Here is a 17,398-nt window from a genome sequence, read left to right on the forward strand (position 1 = left end):
ATGGGCGCCAAATTCAGGCCGTTTTCTTCTCTGGCCGATGATCGATGAAGAACGGTTTGCCCTTGGTTACCCGGTCCGAAGCCCGAGGCATATTCACCGCCTGACTATCCTGAGGCTCGACATACCAGTAGCAATGGCTGACTGCGCGGGTGATGCCGACATAGGCCAGGCGCAGGATTTCGTCTTTTTGCGCGCTGTCGTACGGCTCGCTGTCACCAGCCTTGCCGAGTCCGGCCAAGCGATAGACCTGATTCTTGTAGGGGGAACTGGTCAGGTGCTGGCAATCACCCAACAGGAAGACCGCGTCGGCCTGCAGGCCTTTGGCGCTGTGATAGGTCAATTGTTTCAGGCGTCGCGCTTCGTAAGGCAAGCTCGAATCCACATTAACTACAGATTGAATATGCTGCTCTATCAATGACTTATCGCTACTTTTTCGATAGAGCATCAGGATTGAATCGCCGTTTCGATAGTGTTCCGCCAGACGCTGGCCGAGTGCCTGATCGTCGCGCTCCAGCACGTTGACGGGCTGCAACGGCCTCTCCTCGCCGCTGGCTTTTGCCTTCTTGCCCGGGATCGCGGGCGCGGCACGAACGATGTGTTCTGCCGCGTCGATGATGTGCTGATGACTGCGATAGTTGTCGCTGAGCATTACACGGGTCGTGCTCGGCGACGGGAACTCCTTGTTGAACTCCATGAAGTAACTCGGCGAACTGCCGCGCCAGCCGTAGATCGATTGCCAGTCGTCGCCCACGCAAAGCAGAGACGATCGCTGCGCGCCTCGCCCGACGTGCATGGCCGGGCCGCGGCTGCGGATTTCCAAGAGGCTGGCACGAATCCACGAAACGATCTGCGGCGAAACGTCCTGGAACTCATCAATCATCAGGTGCGACATCGGGCGCAGCAGCTCATCGCTGAGCAGTTTGAGGTTTTCCGGTGAGTGCTCGCTGAACAGCGCGAACATCCGGTTGTAGGTCATGATCGGCGGCTTCTGATCCAGAAGGTGATCTTCCAGCGCGCGCCAGAACAGACTCAGGGCCTCGAAGAAAAACCTGTCCGGATCGTCCTTGGCAAAACTCATGCGGCCGACGGCGTCAGGTACGTCGAGCCCCAGGTTCTCGATGAAACCTGCGGCGGCGACAAAACAGTCGAGCAACGGCGCGGACGCCAGCTCACCCTTGACCTTGTAGTCGAAGCCCGGACCGGCGCTGACATCACCTGCAAGCGTGGCCAACAAGCGCCTTGAGGATTCATAACTATCCAGCCAAATCAATGGCTTGCGACAGAAAGCTTGAAACAGGGTGCGCTTGACTGCCCACTCTGCACGAACCGTCAGCTTGGCGTTGGGACGGCAGACCTGCGGGTTTTCCCGAGGATCGAAACCCAGTACAACCCAAGCATCCAGACTCGGAATATAGCCGTGGCAATGGAACGACGCGCCGTTGATTTCGAATGTCTGGCGGCTCGGCTCGATGTCCTTGATCGGCCAGGCGCCGGCGCGAAGCCACATGTCCTCGATCATGTCGCACAACTCTTCATCCCGTCGGGCCGCGAGTTCCGTTACAGCGACGCGCTTCTGCACGTCCGGGTGATCGCGCTCCAGTTCCTTGAGTTGCAAGGCGTGGCGGGACAACGGTTGGATCAATTGCGCGAAGCGCGGGTCTTCGTTGTAGAGACGGTGGTAGCAGGCGTTCAGCTGCTGGCGTTGCGCGTCGTTGATGCGCAGATCGAATGGATTGCTGTCGACGTCTTCGTCACCCGGCTGCGCGCGGTGGCTGACGTTTTCGAATGCCTGCAAGCGCTCGAATCCCGGCAGGCTGCGGACCATCGGCAGGATTCGCGAGTGAAACGTGCGCACCAGGTCTTTCGCAGCTTTTTGACTGAGTGAGCGGCCCCATAACGCGAACAGTTCGATCAGCTTGTTGATGAAGTCCTTGCGCGACTCGCGAGTGAAAGTCACCACGGTCATTGAATCGAGCTCAAAGCCGAGGTAATGGGTCAGCAGCAGGATCCGCAGGACCAGCGTGGTCGACTTGCCGGCTCCAGCACCGGCAATCACCGAAGTTGACGGGGTATCGCTGAAAATCATCTTCCATTGCGCAACGCTTGGCTGGGCGTGGGCTGGCAGCAGGCGCGCGACGTCGGCTTTCATGCGCTTTTTCAGTTCTGCGCTGAGCGGCAGGCGCCAGTCGTCGAACAGGTGATTGTCGATACCCGGCGGGCGATGCTCGGTGTTGCGGCTGTCGCGGATCAACAAAACCTGCCGGCCCTCTTCCAGCCCGTCAGCCTTGCCTTCCTTGTACCCGTAATCCACGCCGGCAGTATGTCCGCTGCGAAAGCCGTCGGCCTGGCCGTGCAACCACGAAGCCCGGTGCTGGGCGCGCAGTTGCGTCAGGCCGTGCCCAAGGAAACGCGCAGCCAGGCGCTTGAACCAAGGCATCTCGGCCAGGGGACGAAGTTCGGGAGGAAGATCGGGGGTGTGTTGCGCCACGCTGACGGACTCCGGATGTGAGGCTGTTGGGAGCTATGGTGTCTGCATTTGCTTTTTTGTTCTAGCGAAATGCTTACAGGTCATTGGTTTAGGCGATGAATTGAAAGTCGGATGAGACGGTTTCGAGCCTTATTAATATCTATCGATTCGATTGGAATGCCGCACTTTTTACGCTTTTTATCGATGTTTGGCTGATAGATGATGCCTGTCATCAATCACCGGTCTCGCTTCGTGGCTCAGGCATCGCGCCCCATGACGAACCTTTTGAGGAGACGATCATGCTTGAACTCAGACCTTTCAGCTCGCTGGGCGGCGCCCATCACGGCTGGTTGGATGCCCATCACCATTTTTCGTTCGCCGAGTACTACGATCCGCAACGCATGAACTGGGGCAACCTGCGCGTGTGGAACGACGACATCATTGCCGCCGGCACGGGCTTCCCGACTCACCCGCACCGCGACATGGAAATAATCACCTACGTGCGTGAAGGTGCGATCAGCCATCAGGACAACCTGGGCAACAAGGGCCGCACCGAGGCTGGCGACGTACAAGTGATGAGCGCCGGCACCGGGATCGCCCACAGCGAATACAACCTGGAAGCCACGGACACCAAGATCTTCCAGATCTGGATTCTGCCAACTGAAACGGGCGCACCGCCGTCCTGGGGCGCCAAACCGTTCCCGAAAGGCGATCGCGAAGGTTTCGTGACCCTCGCCAGCGGCAAGGACGGTGACGATCAAAGCCTGCGCATCCGCGCCGACGCGCGTTTGGTGGCGGCCACTGTCAAGGCCGGAGAAACGGCTGAATACCGCCTCGATGCCGGACGTCGGGCGTATCTGGTTCCGGCGACGGGTGTCATTGAAGTCAACGGCTTGCGTGCACAAGCTCGAGACGGTGTGGCGGTGGCTGATGAACAGGTGCTGACCGTCACGGCGCTGGAAGACAGCGAGATCGTGTTGGTGGACCTGGCCTGACCGGCGAATCGCGGGCACAAAAAAGGGCGACCTCAGGGTCGCCCTTTTCCGTTGTCTGGCGTTATTTAGCGCTGATCGCACCGTCTACCAGGGTTTGCGCTTCAGCCACCAGTTGCTTGAGGTGGGCGTCGCCGATGAAACTTTCGGCGTAGATTTTGTAGATGTCTTCGGTGCCCGAAGGACGCGCAGCGAACCAGCCGTTTTCGGTCATCACTTTCAGGCCGCCAATGGCCTGATCGTTGCCTGGAGCCTTGCTGAGAATACTCTGGATCTTCTCGCCCGCCAGTTCGGTCGAGGTGACCTGCTCTGGCGACAGCTTGCTCAGCAGCGCTTTCTGTTCCGGATTGGCCTTGGCGTCGACACGCACCGAGAACGGTTCGCCCAGTTCATCAGTCAGTGCACGGTAGGCCTGACTTGGGTCGCGACCGGTACGGGCTGTCATTTCAGCGGCCAACAGGGCCGGAATCAGACCGTCCTTGTCGGTGCTCCAGACACCGCCATCCTTGCGCAGGAACGAGGCGCCGGCGCTTTCTTCGCCGCCAAAACCCAGCGAGCCGTCGAACAGGCCATCGGCGAACCATTTGAAACCTACCGGCACTTCGTACAGACGACGGCCCAGACGCTTGGCCACGCGATCGATCAGACCGCTGCTGACCACGGTTTTGCCCACGGCTGCGTCGGCACGCCATTGCGGACGGTTCTGGAACAGGTAGTCGATCGACACCGCCAGGTAGTTGTTCGGTGCCAGCAGACCGCCGGATGGCGTGACGATGCCGTGACGGTCGTGATCCGGGTCGCAGGCGAAGGCCACGTCAAAACGCTCCTTCAGACCGATCAGGCCTTGCATGGCATGGCTGGACGATGGGTCCATGCGGATCTGGCCGTCCCAGTCGACGGTCATGAAGCGGAACGTCGAATCGACTTCCTTGTTCACCACGTCCAGGTCCAGGCGATAGTGCTCGGCAATCGCCGACCAGTAACGCACCCCAGCTCCGCCCAGAGGATCGACGCCAAGACGCAGCTTGGCACCGCGAATGGCATCGAAATCGATGACGTTGATCAGGTCGGCCACGTATGTGTTGACGTAGTCGTGACGATGGGTGGTTTGGGCCTTGAGCGCTTGCTCGTAGCTGATGCGTTTGACGCCGGCCAGTTTGTTGGCCAGCAGTTCGTTGGCCTTGGCTTCGATCCACTTGGTGATGTGGGTGTCGGCCGGGCCGCCGTTGGTTGGGTTGTACTTGTAGCCACCGCTTTGTGGCGGGTTGTGCGACGGGGTGATGACGATACCGTCGGCCAGGCCGGTAGTACGACCACGGTTGTAGCAAAGAATGGCGTGGGAGACTGCCGGGGTCGGCGTGTACTCATCACCTTCGGCAATCATCACGGTCACGCCATTGGCCGCCAGCACTTCCAGCGCGCTGGCCCCGGCTGGAGTCGACAGCGCATGCGTGTCGATACCGACAAACAGCGGCCCGGTGATGCCCTGGGCTTCGCGATACAGGCAGATCGCCTGGCTGATGGCCAAAACGTGCCACTCGTTGAAACTCAAATCAAAGGAACTACCCCGGTGCCCGGAGGTGCCAAACGCCACGCGCTGGGTGGAAACCGAGGCGTCGGGTTGACCGGTGTAATACGCCGTAACCAGTCGCGGGATGTCGACCAACAGTTCTGCCGGTGCCGGTTTGCCCGCAAAAGGACTGAGTGTCATGCAAAACCTCTGAAATAGAGTGGTTCAGGAAATTACACCGGAGTTTACTGGCAGTTTGGCCGAAGCGCGATGGGGTCTATTGCACACAGGCCGGGTGTTTACGCGCATCTGTCCGCGGAGCCAGTCGCAACGCATCCCCGAGCAGTCCGACAAGTCTTAACAACTCGTGCTCGGCGCTGCCTGTCACGCTCAAACGCATGTGTTGCATGTGCAGGCCCTGTAGGCTGAACAACTCCCCCGGTGCAATCAGCACGTGCTGTTTGAGTAACCGATGAAACACTGCATCCATCGCGATCGGGCGTGCAGAGCGCAGCCAGATCGTTGCGCCGCCAGCGGGTTCCACAACCTGCAGAAAGTCGCCCAGACGTTCACGTATCAAATCGATCCATTGCGTTCGACGCTCTCTGAGCAAGCACTTGAGCATCGGCAAATGCTGGTCTACTCGCCCACTCGCGTAGAGTCGGGCGATGGCCTTCTGGCGGATCGGTGACAGGCGGAACGAACGCAGCAGGAAGTGACGCTGAAGGTCCGTACGCCATTGTCGCGCCAGTACAAAACCATAGGGCGCTTCGACCCCGATGACGTTTTCGAACATGGAAAACACCAACAGGCGGTCGGGATCCACCAGCTCGCGCAGCGGCGTTTCTTCGGCGTCGTCCAGCAACTCGCCGTGACAATCATTTTCCAGCAGCCAGGTGCCATGCTTCACAAGCAACCGCGCAATCGCCTGACGGCTGGACAGAGGAATGCGGCTGCCATGGGGCATATTCAATCTGGAGGACAGCAGGATCAGTCGCACCCGCTCGTTTGCGAGTAGCCTCTGCAGTTTCTGCGGGTCGAATGCGCCATCTGGCTGTAGCGGCAGCTCGATCACCCGAACCTCGGCGGACTGGAACAGACGCAGAATCATCCAGTCACACGGCGACTCGATCACCACGGTTGCGTGGCGCAGCTCAAGGGCGGCGATCAGGATTTCCAGCACCCCTCGCAGATCGGCACCGATGTAGACGTCTTCGGCGTGCCAGCAATGGGCGGCCGATGTGGTGTAGCGGGCAGCCAGCAACGTGCGCAGTTCCAGTTCGCCGCAAGGCTGGGCCAGCGTCTGCAAGTGCCGGGGATACTGGCGCAACAACTCGCGTTCAAGCATCAGCAAGGGACGATCCAGGGGTTGGATCGACGCGGGCTCATCGGCACTCAATACTTGCATGCCGAAGCGTCTGGCATTCACGTAAACCGTTTCCAGCAAATCACTGCCGCACCCGGGTGGCATGACTGTCGATGTCGGCCGCGCGAAATATCCGGATTTGGCCACGGAATAGACCCGGCCTTCTTTTTCCAGCAACGCGTAGGCGTATTGAATGGTCGAAATCGACACATTCAGCCGTTCCGCCAGTTGCCGTAGCGACGGCAGTCGAATGGCTTCCTGATTGCCCGGCTCGCTGATCAGCTGTGTCAGGTAACGATAGACCGCCTGATAGGCAAAGTCGGATTCTCTTGGCTCACTCATGAGCGTACGTCCGCAGACTTGTCCCCGTGGCCGGACAACAAAACCCCACTCAACCTTCCGCCGAACGGTCGTCCAGAGTGACATCGTGCTCGAGTAACTCCTGCGCTTTGGGAACATGCCCGTCCATCTGGATCGCTTCCATTGCGTACAACCGGCAGATCAGTCGCAGTGGCAGGCCGCTGACATCGGTCATCCATTGCAAGACCTGCTCCGGAGCGTGCAGGCCTTGCATGGCACGGTGCAGATCCGGCATGGCAACCAGCATGCCCGGATGACAGGTGCGCAGGAATCGCTCCAGGCCGGCGCCAGCGTTGATGAAAGGTGCGAACAGCAGGCAAACCAGTTGCTGTTCATTGAGGCCGAAATTCTTTTGCAGGGAAGCCGCCGCCAGCGATTGGTGCTCCGCGAGATCGGACAGATTGCCGAACGCCGATTTAAAGCGTTCGCAAACCTGCTCAGGTGTGTTCCTGCGGCGCATCGTTGCCAGACATTGTTGCTGATACTCCGAGACCCCGGCCCCGTAGGTGCGTCCTTCGGTGTAACTGGCCTGCAAACCTTGCAGGTAGGCGCCGACCAGGGGATCGGCACACTCGCCGGTTCGCGCCTCAAGCATCAGATCGTCGGCCTGAAAGCCGAGGAAATCGCTGAGCAAGGGCCAGCGTTCCTCCATTTTGCCGACCACCATGTCGTCGATGCCGATATAGCTGGTACGACGGCAGGCTTCGAACTCACCGAGCGGTCGCCACAGTACCCGATCCTCCTGGGCATAGAGCTCGCGATAACAATCGCTGCCGAGGCTGTCGAGCAAACTGAACAGTTCATCGAACCCGCCGCCCTTGCGCGACAACCCGCCCATGCCGACCTTGCGCACGGCCCGGTCGAGGCCATCGAGAAACTGCTCCTGACGACGCGCGTTGTCGCTGTTGATCAAGGCGTCGACACCGTTGCTCCAGCGGGCGACCTGACCGTAGAACTCGGCGGTGGTCAGGTACAGGTCATCCCAAAGCGTCAACGGCTCATCCCGGTCGCGGCGATGTCCTACCATCAGCAGGTTGAGCCTGCCGGCTTCGCGCCCCTCGTCGCAGACAGGCGCCAGATGGTTGAATGGCAGGATCTCGCGATGATCCACCATCAAAAGTTCTACGCGTGGATCGTCATACAGGAACAGCGCACTGAAGCTGCGGTGCATGTTGTGCAATGCCGAAGCCGGTACGCCATTGCAACGCAAGGTGGCAACACGCAACTGAAACGTGGCAGGCGCGCGCCCGGCGATGCTCAACTGGGCTGCACGCAAAAGGGCCAGGCTGTAGCAGCAGTCGCGTGTGCCGGACTGGATGGCCAATATCTTGAATTCACCGATGCGATCCATGCCCCCGGCAGCAACTGCCAGGCGCTGGATCAACAGCTGCAATGCCGTGCGCTCGGCACGGGAAAAGAAACTCAGCAGTCGCTGCAATACTTGCTGGTAGACATAATTCATTGCCTGATCATGGATCGCGCTCATCAGTACTTCACCCGGTATCAAAGGTTTTATATCGCACGGCCACGAATGGCGGACGCACAATCATTCTTCATTAATTAATAGTCGCTGAAATGCTAACACTTAAGCTTTTGTAGTTATTTGAAACAGTTGAGCCAGCGACATTTAGGAATCACGGCCGACACCGCCGAAAGCCCCGCCACTACTGGGCGCCTTCCGGGATAAAGTTTTCCTAGGAAACTTCTTACAACCCCCTGCACATAATTAGCACAAGAAAAAAAGAAGGGATTACATTGCACCCCTACAAACTTTAAACAGAAGTTTGAGGCGCAATGATAAACAGCCGATTGATGCTGTACGACACAAACAGAATGCACAGACATAGCTCATTCCTTGAGATGAAAGTAGTCATTCAATTATCAGCGTCTGGAGGGCAATTAGAAGATACAGATCGAGAGTAAAAACCAGTTCAGTTGCTGAACATCCCCAGGCTTCTGGCCCAGGGTTTCTCGATGTCTGAAGGATAAAACGCACAAGAGTCCGTGGGGCCACGGACTCTGACAGGGAAGATCAGGCAGGTTCGATTTGCAGGGCAACCCGCTCGCGGCATGGGCACTCGTCCATGTAGCGATGTGCTTCGACAAACTCGTTGAACGGGAACACACGAGTCTTGAGCGGCAGCAGCACACGATCGGCAGTGAGCTGGTTGATATCACGCAAGGCGCGCTGCAAGGCGACATGGTCCTGAATGATGCCGAGCTCCGGCTTGCCGGTGAAGTTGCCGATGCAATGCACGAAGAACTGAATGTTCTTCTGAAACGCGGCACAGGCCGGGAACGGCGTCTGGTTGCCGCCCTGCAGGCCGTAAAGCACCAGGCTGCCACGGGGAGCCAGCACATCGCCAAGCAGCGACATCTGCGGTCCGCCGAGACCATCGAACACAACGTCGACGCCACGGTTGTCGGTGATCTTGTTGATTCGCATCAACAGGTCTTCTTCTTCGGTGACGATTACTTTCTCGGCACCGAGAGACAGCAGGTACTCACGCTCTTCCGCCGTTTTGGTGGCAGCAATGACCCGAACACCCAGCGCCTTGCCCAACTGTACGAAGGACGGCCCGGCGCAGTGGCTGGCGTCGGTCACCAGGGCGAACTGACCGGGTTTGACCCGTGCCAGATCAACGTAACCGAAATAGGCGATCAACAGCGGCGTGTAATGCACGCTGGCCTCAATCGGGCTGAGCACGTCCGGATAACGGGTCAGCGCAGTACGCGGCAGAACGATCAGTTCGCCGTAGACCGGGTAATCATTGGGGCTTTCGGCCGGGAAACTGGCCACCTTGTCGCCCAAGGCCAGATGTTCGACGCCATCGCCGATGGCTGTGACTACGCCGGCCATTTCATGACCGAGGCCCGAAGGCAGACGCGCCTGGGACGACGCCAGATTCTGGCGCCACAGCGTGTCATACCAGCTGATGCCGATCGCCTCGACACGCACCTGCACTTCGCCAGGACCTGGCTGAGCAGCCGCATGCTCTTCGCATTTGAGCACCTCGGCTGGACCAAACTTGTGAAAACGGATCGTGCGGGACATCGCAAACCTCGTCAAAGTAACCTCTAATGCCCTGAACTCTATCTGGGCTTTCCAGCCAAGACTATCAGTGGCTATTAATAGTCGACATGCCTGTCATTGATTCCGCAGCATGGTCAGCATTGAGAAAATCCATGAAAAAACTGCTGCCGGCTTCTCAGTAAAGCTGAATTACCCGGTGCAGACTACCAGCCTTTCCCCGTAAGATTCATGCCGGCCATTGTTCTCATATGGTCGCTCTCGTCAAGCTTGATGACTCTGCCAGGACTCCAGATGAATCGTAATGACCTGCGTCGTGTCGACCTCAACCTGTTGATCGTGTTCGAAACGCTGATGCATGAGCGCAGCGTGACCCGTGCGGCGGAAAAGCTGTTTCTCGGCCAGCCGGCGATCAGCGCAGCACTTTCTCGCCTGCGCGGCCTGTTCGACGACCCTTTGTTCGTGCGCACCGGACGCAGCATGGAGCCTTCCGCCCGCGCGGTAGAAATCTTCGCCCTGCTCTCTCCGGCCCTCGACTCCATTTCAACCGCAGTCAGCCGAGCGGCAGAGTTCGACCCGGCCACCAGCACCTCTGTATTTCGCATCGGCCTGTCTGATGACGTCGAGTTCGCGCTGCTGCCGATGCTGCTCAAGCGCCTGCGCGCCGAGGCGCCCGGCATCGTGCTGGTGGTGCGCCGCGTCAACTACATCCTGATGCCCGGCCTGCTTGCCTCCGGTGAAATCTCCATCGGCGTCAGCTACACCACCGACCTGCCGGCCAACGCCAAACGCAAGGTCTTGCGCCGCAGCGCACCCAAATTACTGCGCGCCGATACTGTGCCGGGACCATTGAGCCTGGACGATTACTGCGCCCGTCCGCATGCGCTGGTGTCGTTTGCCGGCGACCTCAGTGGTTTCGTCGATGAAGAGCTGGAAAAACTCGAGCGTAAACGGCATGTGGTACTGGCGGTGCCGCAGTTCAATGGACTGGGTACGCTGCTGGCGGGCACCGACATCGTAGCGACCGTTCCCGATTACACGGCGGAAGCACTGACAGCGGCTGGTGGTCTGCGGGCGGAAGATCCGCCGTTGCCTACTCGTACGTTTGAACTGCACATGGCGTGGCGTGGGTCGCAGGATAACGATCCGGGGGAAAGGTGGTTGCGGTCGCGGATTCAGATGTTTTTCGGCGACCCTGACAGTCTCTAGGTTTCGCCGGGCGTTTGTTCATCTGATCACTTCAGGCGCACCTCGCTATTACAGCCCGCCCGACTCATTTACCGCCCGTTACGTCCAGGAATGTACCGGTAACAAACGAGGCCTGCGCGCTGGCCAACCACAAGATGGCCCGCGCCACTTCCTCCGGCTGGCCGCCCCGGCCCATCGGGATCGAGTCCTTGACCCGATCAACCCGTCCCGGCTCGCCGCCACTGGCGTGCATGTCGGTATAGATGTGACCCGGGCGGATACAGTTGACGCGAATGCCCTCGCGGGCCACCTCTTTGGCGAACCCGATGGTGAATGTTTCCAGCGCGCCTTTCGAGGCCGCGTAGTCGACATATTCATTCGGACTGCCCAAGCGCGCCGAAGCCGACGAGACATTGATTACCACGCCGCCCGCACCGCCATGCCGCCGGGACATGCGTTTCACAGCCTGCTGGGCGCACAGTATCGGCCCGAGAGCATTGACCGCAAAGATGCGCTGCATGCGCTCGAAGCCAAGGTCCTCAAGGCGTGACTGTTGCGCCAGCACGCCAGCGTTATTGACCAGGACATCGATGCGCCCGAAGGTGTGGTCGATCGCTGCGAAAAGCCCCGCGACCTGCTCGGGGTCGGCACTGTCGGCGCGCATCGCCAACGCCTTGCGTCCCATCGCTTCGACATCTGCCGCAACCTTCAGCGCGGCGGCGTCATTGGCAACGTAACTTATCGCGACGTCGTAGCCTTGTTCAGCGGCGAGTCGGGCGGTGGCGGCGCCCACTCCCCGACTGCCACCTGTGATCAGAATCAGCGGAGCCTGCGAGACGTTAACCATGAAATTACTCCTTAGCAGATGAAGCCGAGTCAGCCGATGATGATCGCGCCGCTGGCGATCACCACACAGGCCAGCATCCGGCGGACGGTAAGTGTTTCACCGAGGAACAGGTAGCCAAGCAACGCCGCGAACAGCACGCTGGTTTCACGCAAGGCTGACACCGCGCCCAGCGGGGCTTCGTTCATCGCGTAAATTACGATTGCATAAGCGAGCAGAGAGACCAGCCCACCCATTGCCGCAGCGAACATTCCGGGCCGGATCGAAAACAGGCTGCGGGCATCGCGCAGACCGATGTAGACCGCCGGCATCAGCACGCCCCACAAGGCACTCATCCACACCGTGTAGGCAAGCGGCGCACCGGAAAGCCGCGCGCCAATGCCGTCGATCACGCTATAAGCCGCGATAAAGCAACCGGTTCCCAGTGCATAAGGCAGGCTTGGCACCGACAGGCTGCGTCCCCGGAAGGCCAGCGAAATGATTCCGCCTGACACCAGCGCAATGCCGAGCAACTGGCCGGGGGTGATGGTTTCGCCGGCAAACAACACGGCGCCGAGCGTAATCAACGCAGGTGATGAGCCGCGCGAAATCGGATAAATCTGTCCCAGATCGCCGACCCGGTAACTGCGCACCAGAAACAGGTTGTAGCCGACATGCAGCAATGCCGAGAGCAGCGCGTACCCCCAGCTCTGAGGTGCAGGCGCTGCCATGAACATCGCGGCAATTGCGCAAACCGTGGCAATCGCAACGCACATCACCGTCATCGACCAGAGCCGATCGACACCGCCGCGCAACAGTGCATTCCAGCCGGCGTGCAGCAGCGCGGCGAACAGGACAAGGAGGACGAGATGAGTAGGCATTGGCCATTTTAGGCAGCCCGAACGGCAGGATTACAGAGAAGACTCCTCATTGCACCATGAGTGATTATTCATGTCTTGAAACTTGCCCGCCCTGCACTTTCAGCGCCTCACCGAGTAACCATTCGCGAAAACACTCAATGTGCGGCTGCGTCTCAACGCCCTTGGGACAAACGAAGTAATAAGCGAGCGGCGACTGAAACGGCACATCGAACAGCCGCACCAGACGGCCATCGCCGATTTCGTTCTCGACATGCCCACTGCGCACCAGAGCAATACCCTGGCCGAGCAAAGCCGCCTCCACCGTCATATTGGTGTCGCCAAACCTGACGCTTTCCCGCAGTGGCGAAAACGCCAGCCCGACGGACTGGAACCACACTTCCCATTTCGGCGCGAGCTCAGCGCCGTCACGAGCCAGCAGCGGCAACTGCAACAAGTCGGCAGGACTGCCCGGCATTCCGACGCGTTGCAGCAGTTCGGGACTGGCCACCGGAAAAACCTGCTCACCGAACAAAAACTGCGAATACAGACCAGGATAATTGCCCTTGCCCAAGCGAATCGCGACATCGGCTTCGCTGCTGGCGAAATGGATCACCTCGTCCGTGGTGTCCAGCGACACCAACAGTTCCGGGTGCTGGCGGGCCAGGTTCGGCAAGCGTGGCAGCAGCCATTTCAGCGCGAAGGAATAGGTTGTGCTGACGCTGAGCCGGACCCTGCCCTTTTGCTCCCGCAAATCAGCCAGCGTCGCCTCAAGGCTCATGAAGAACTCGCGCACAATCGGCGCCAAGGTAGCGCCCGCAGGCGTAAGCCGTAACGACTTGCCGCGTTCAAACAGCTGCAGGCCCCAAAGTTCCTCCAAATGCCGGAGCTGATGGCTGACCGCGCTTTGGGTCACATGCAATTCCTGCGCGGCGGCGGTGAAAGTCGGGTGCCGGGTAGACACTTCGAAAGCACGCAAGGTTGCGGTCGGGGGCAGATCTCTCATAAACACAGGGTCCGGGATTGGCCAAACGTCGAAGTATGAATATCAAGTCATGTTAGAGCGAAGGTTCGCTGGTTGCTTCTTGCGTGTAACGGGACTCGCGATGATTGCGTATTGCTCCAGCAGCCAGGCGAGTTCTTTGTAAACAATCGCCAGATGTTCCGCACCGAGCCGGCTCATCGCTTTTGCTGTGCGCCGTGCCTGTACTGCAGTGATCCCCGGCTCACCCGAACATCGAGCCATTCGCCGAATGCTGGCTCGCGCACATTGGGCGACGGCAGAATCAGGGTCCATTTCGTCCGTGCACTGTTGAATTCGGTTCAATTGCTTACTCAATTGCAGCGACAGCCATCCAGCTCGGTCATCAAGCTTGATATCGGTGCCAAGCAGATTCTTCAATGTAACGATTCGATGCTGCTGTTTCGATTGCCATTGCGGGTGATTGATAGTGTCTGCACGACGCAGCAGTGACCGGATGCCCCTTTGAATAGAGCGCTTCAGTGCTTGAACATCCCGTGCTCTGTCTCTCGGCATCATCTGGAACGCCAACAGGCAGACGGCCATGGCCACGAACCAGGCGAGCGACTGATTGGCAAAATCAGCGAAATCATAGACCGCCGTACCGCCAGTACTCACCAAGGTGTTGAAGCCGATCAGGTAAGCAACCCCTTGCAGCGCGTGGCGAGGCTGACTCGTCGCATGAATCCCGAACGACCAGAATGCCGCCAGCATCAGCAGCAACAGGGGGAAATCGTTGATCTGCGGCAACAGCAGAAACTTGCACAGCGCAGCGGCGACCACGGCATAAAATGTACCCCGGATAAAACCGGCCATGCCTTGTTCCGGCGCGGGAGCGGTCGCCAGCAGTGTGCAGCAGGGCCCAACGACAGCTAGCAGCGTGGGGCCCTGACCCCAACCGCTGAGATACCAGATGGCGCCGGCGGCCAGTAAGGCGAGCAGTGCCCTGCAGCCGTTGCGTGCGGCATCGGCGTAGTTGCGGTGGAAACGCACGACCCTTACCGGTTGCCGGCGAGGGTGATCGAGGCTGGAAAAGTGTTGCAAGGCTTCGCTCAGGTCGGTCAATTGTTCGCAGAATGGTCGTACGCCGGGGGTTGCCCCCGCGCAAGCCTCCACCTGAACACGCAGTTGCCTCACGGTCTGGGCACAGGCGTGATAGTCGTCGCTTATCCGGTTACTCAGCGCGAGCAGCGCCGCACTTGTTTGGGCGAGCAACGGCGGCTCGGTTTCCATGCCGCAACGGTCGTAGTGCATATCGAGCACCACGGCGTGTAAATGCGCCAGCCCTGCCTGAATCGCCGATTGCCGCGCGCGAAGCAGCGCTGACTCACCGCGTCCCAGCCCCAACAAATCGTCCACTTTGCCGATATCGATAGCGAGCTGATGAGCCTGTGTAAACCGCTCGGCGCGCTGTTCGCCCGAGAGGTGCATCGCAAGCAGCCTGGCACTGCGGGCACATACTTCGGCGAGCGTGCGTCTGATTTTGTACTCCATGGTCCTCGAGCTGAACAGCGTGACCACCAGACTCAGGCAAAGCACGCCGATTGCCACCGCTGTGCCACGGGTCACGATGTGCTCAAAAGCCTTTTGTGGCGCGACGATGGCGGGACCCAATGCGAGGCAAACGGTATATCCGGCCACGACGGCAGCGGTGGCCTGGTAATGACGCAACACGGTCATCGCCGCCACACACAAGCCCAGCCACAGGCCGATGCCGAGCAAGAACAGCAACATCTGTTGGGCGAACAGCCCGGTCAGGACGCAAGCTGCGAACAAACCTGCCAAAGTCCCCAGCATCCGGTAGAAGCCCTTGCCGCGAACCGCGCCTTGTACCGGCTGCACCAGCAACAACACCGTGGAGGCGCCCGAGAACGGCGAGTCCAGATGCAGCTGAAAGCCGAGCCACAGCGCCAATCCTGCCGCCAGGACGCTGCGCGATACGTAGGCGAAAGTGCCAGCCGCCCAGGGCCGAGGGATTGCCGCAAACAGCCGTATTAACAGACGGGTCATCACATGAATGCCTGCAACCAATGGATGAGGCGCCAGCGCTTCACCGCGTCGGGCTGCGTGACTTCGACGCTGGCGGTGTCGCGCTGCAAAGCCTGGCCGAGGGGAAATCCGTACAAAGGACGGCTGAAGCGTTGGGCTACGAATCCGTCAGTTCCTTCATCAGCATGTTTCGCAAAACCTTGGGCAGCCCACCCGCGCGCTATCTGCGCAGTACGCATACATCAGCGCTGGCTGAGCGTTGAGCGTGAGGGGCGCCAGGGCCTGGTCACTTCTGCCGGACATTTAATCGTCGCGTAATCCTCACCGCGCAGGTTCAATCGCGACAGTTGCAGATCGCGCAACACAGAATTGTCATCAGCCAAATTGATAGCCACCTAACGAAAGGTGCATGCTAGAGGGCTTCGCTCGGGCTTATATCATTCCGAATGATAGTTACCTTCGTGTCATTCGATTCGTTTGCTTCCTACCCGCCGAGCATCATCCGCCCATCTTCAATACATTGGCGGATGCATCCATGGAACAATCACTCAAACATTTGCGCTTTCCGTTGGCTATGTTGGCCGTGCTGGTGATGAGCGCCTGCGGCAAGACACCGGAAACCGCCGCCACCATGCCTGCTGCCAAAGTCAGCGTGGCCAAGGTGCTGGAACAACCGGTCAACGAGTGGGACGAATTCACCGGGCGCCTCGAAGCGCCGGAAACCGTTGAAATCCGTCCGCGGGTCTCCGGCCAGATCGACGAAGTCGCCTTTACCGAAGGTGCGCTGGTCAAGAAAGGCGACCTGCTGTTCCAGATCGACCCGCGTCCGTTCCAGGCCGAGGTCCGCCGCCTCGAAGCGCTGGTTGCACAGGCCCGCGCCAACGCCACCCGTAGTGAAAACGAAGCTGGTCGTGGCGAACGACTGCGTGCCAGCAACGCGATCTCCGCCGAACTGGCCGACTCGCGCACCAGCGCTGCACAAGAAGCACGCGCTGCAGTCGGTGCCCTGCAAGCGCAGCTGGATCTGGCCAAACTGAACCTGAGTTTCACCCGCGTCACCGCCCCGATCAGCGGTCGCGTCAGCCGTGCCGAGATCACTGCCGGCAACCTGGTGACTGCCGACACCACTCCGCTGACCAGTGTGGTGTCCACCGACAAGGTCTACGCCTACTTCGACGCCGACGAGCGTGTGTTCCTCAAATACACCCAACTCGCCCGTCAAGGTCAGCGCGGCGCCACCACTCCGGTGTACATGGGCCTGTCCAATGAAGACGGCAACCCGCATCTGGGCCAGATGAACTTTATCGATAACCAGGTCAACCCGAAGACCGGCACCATCCGTGGTCGCGCGGTGTTCGACAACAGCGACGGCAGCTACACCCCGGGTCTGTATGCACGCTTGAAACTGGTCGGCAGCGGCACCTACAACGCCATGCTGATCAACGACGAAGCGGTCGGTACCGACCTCGGCAAGAAGTTCGTGCTGGTGATGGATGGCGACAACAAGACCGCCTACCGCGCCGTCGAACTCGGTCCGAAGATCGAAGGCCTGCGTATCGTGCGCAGCGGCCTGAACAAGGACGACACGATCGTCGTCAAGGGGCTGCAACGGGTTCGCCCGGGCTCCCCGGTTTCGCCTGAAGTGATTCCCATGGCCAGCGAGCAAACCATTGCCGCTCTCGCTCAACAACGACAAGCGCTGGAAGCCAGCAACCTGCCTAAAGTCGCACCTGCCAAAGGCGCGCCGGGTTCGGTTGTGAAACTGGCTGCTGCGACCCCACGCGGTTAAGGGAC

12 protein-coding genes and 1 pseudogene are annotated in these 17,398 nt (G+C 59.6%); 4 read left to right on the forward strand and 9 right to left on the reverse strand.

Features of this window, described 5'->3' with window-relative positions:
* Nucleotides 1–13: 13 nt before the first annotated feature.
* Nucleotides 14–2,488, reverse strand: coding sequence for a UvrD-helicase domain-containing protein (locus AC1MDC_RS26335; protein WP_480394021.1), 2,475 nt, complete (start codon nucleotides 2,486–2,488; stop codon nucleotides 14–16).
* 278 nt (nucleotides 2,489–2,766) lie between these two features.
* Between AC1MDC_RS26335 and AC1MDC_RS26340 the strand changes: the two genes are divergently transcribed.
* Entirely contained in the window at nucleotides 2,767–3,462 is a 696-nt protein-coding gene (locus tag AC1MDC_RS26340; RefSeq protein ID WP_085696210.1) for a pirin family protein, read from the forward strand.
* Nucleotides 3,463–3,523: 61 nt separating this feature from the next.
* Here AC1MDC_RS26340 and pgm read toward each other — a convergent pair whose 3' ends face one another.
* The 4 genes from pgm to AC1MDC_RS26360 all read right to left on the reverse strand — a co-directional run bounded on the left by pgm (nucleotide 3,524) and on the right by AC1MDC_RS26360 (nucleotide 9,750).
* The gene (gene pgm / locus AC1MDC_RS26345) at nucleotides 3,524–5,170 is read right to left on the reverse strand and encodes a phosphoglucomutase (alpha-D-glucose-1,6-bisphosphate-dependent) (protein ID WP_227235511.1); all 1,647 of its coding nucleotides are present in this window, start codon (nucleotides 5,168–5,170) and stop codon (nucleotides 3,524–3,526) included.
* A 76-nt stretch (nucleotides 5,171–5,246) separates the two neighbouring features.
* A complete protein-coding gene (locus AC1MDC_RS26350) occupies nucleotides 5,247–6,677 on the reverse strand; it encodes an aminotransferase-like domain-containing protein (RefSeq protein ID WP_480394022.1) in 1,431 nt (476 codons plus the stop codon).
* Nucleotides 6,678–6,726: 49 nt separating this feature from the next.
* Nucleotides 6,727–8,181 (reverse strand): hypothetical protein, encoded by a 1,455-nt coding sequence (locus AC1MDC_RS26355; RefSeq protein WP_480394023.1) that lies wholly within the window; start codon nucleotides 8,179–8,181, stop codon nucleotides 6,727–6,729.
* A 546-nt stretch (nucleotides 8,182–8,727) separates the two neighbouring features.
* Entirely contained in the window at nucleotides 8,728–9,750 is a 1,023-nt protein-coding gene (locus AC1MDC_RS26360) for a zinc-dependent alcohol dehydrogenase family protein (protein ID WP_480394024.1), read from the reverse strand.
* A gap of 270 nt (nucleotides 9,751–10,020) precedes the next feature.
* On the opposite strand from AC1MDC_RS26360, the gene AC1MDC_RS26365 reads away from it, so the two are divergent.
* Nucleotides 10,021–10,935, forward strand: a complete 915-nt coding sequence (locus tag AC1MDC_RS26365; protein WP_074690647.1) for a LysR family transcriptional regulator — start codon at nucleotides 10,021–10,023, stop codon at nucleotides 10,933–10,935.
* Nucleotides 10,936–10,999: 64 nt separating this feature from the next.
* Here AC1MDC_RS26365 and AC1MDC_RS26370 read toward each other — a convergent pair whose 3' ends face one another.
* From AC1MDC_RS26370 to AC1MDC_RS26385, 4 genes are all read right to left on the reverse strand, one after another.
* Nucleotides 11,000–11,761: an SDR family oxidoreductase gene (locus tag AC1MDC_RS26370; RefSeq protein WP_480394025.1), complete on the reverse strand. Its 762-nt coding sequence runs from the start codon at nucleotides 11,759–11,761 to the stop codon at nucleotides 11,000–11,002.
* A 29-nt stretch (nucleotides 11,762–11,790) separates the two neighbouring features.
* Complete coding sequence (locus AC1MDC_RS26375; protein WP_227235507.1) at nucleotides 11,791–12,618, reverse strand: EamA family transporter; 828 nt, start codon at nucleotides 12,616–12,618, stop codon at nucleotides 11,791–11,793.
* 64 nt (nucleotides 12,619–12,682) lie between these two features.
* Nucleotides 12,683–13,600 (reverse strand): transcriptional regulator GcvA, encoded by a 918-nt coding sequence (gene gcvA / locus AC1MDC_RS26380; RefSeq protein WP_480394026.1) that lies wholly within the window; start codon nucleotides 13,598–13,600, stop codon nucleotides 12,683–12,685.
* A gap of 42 nt (nucleotides 13,601–13,642) precedes the next feature.
* Complete coding sequence (locus tag AC1MDC_RS26385; RefSeq protein ID WP_085703010.1) at nucleotides 13,643–15,625, reverse strand: FUSC family protein; 1,983 nt, start codon at nucleotides 15,623–15,625, stop codon at nucleotides 13,643–13,645.
* Between the two features lie 77 nt (nucleotides 15,626–15,702).
* Here AC1MDC_RS26385 and AC1MDC_RS26390 point away from each other — a divergent pair.
* A pseudogene (locus tag AC1MDC_RS26390) lies at nucleotides 15,703–15,867 on the forward strand (helix-turn-helix domain-containing protein); the annotation flags it as partial.
* A 272-nt stretch (nucleotides 15,868–16,139) separates the two neighbouring features.
* Nucleotides 16,140–17,393: a multidrug efflux RND transporter periplasmic adaptor subunit MexE gene (gene mexE / locus AC1MDC_RS26395; RefSeq protein WP_085703014.1), complete on the forward strand. Its 1,254-nt coding sequence runs from the start codon at nucleotides 16,140–16,142 to the stop codon at nucleotides 17,391–17,393.
* Nucleotides 17,394–17,398: the final 5 nt, after the last annotated feature.

The organism is Pseudomonas sp. 1 (genome assembly GCF_056626735.1).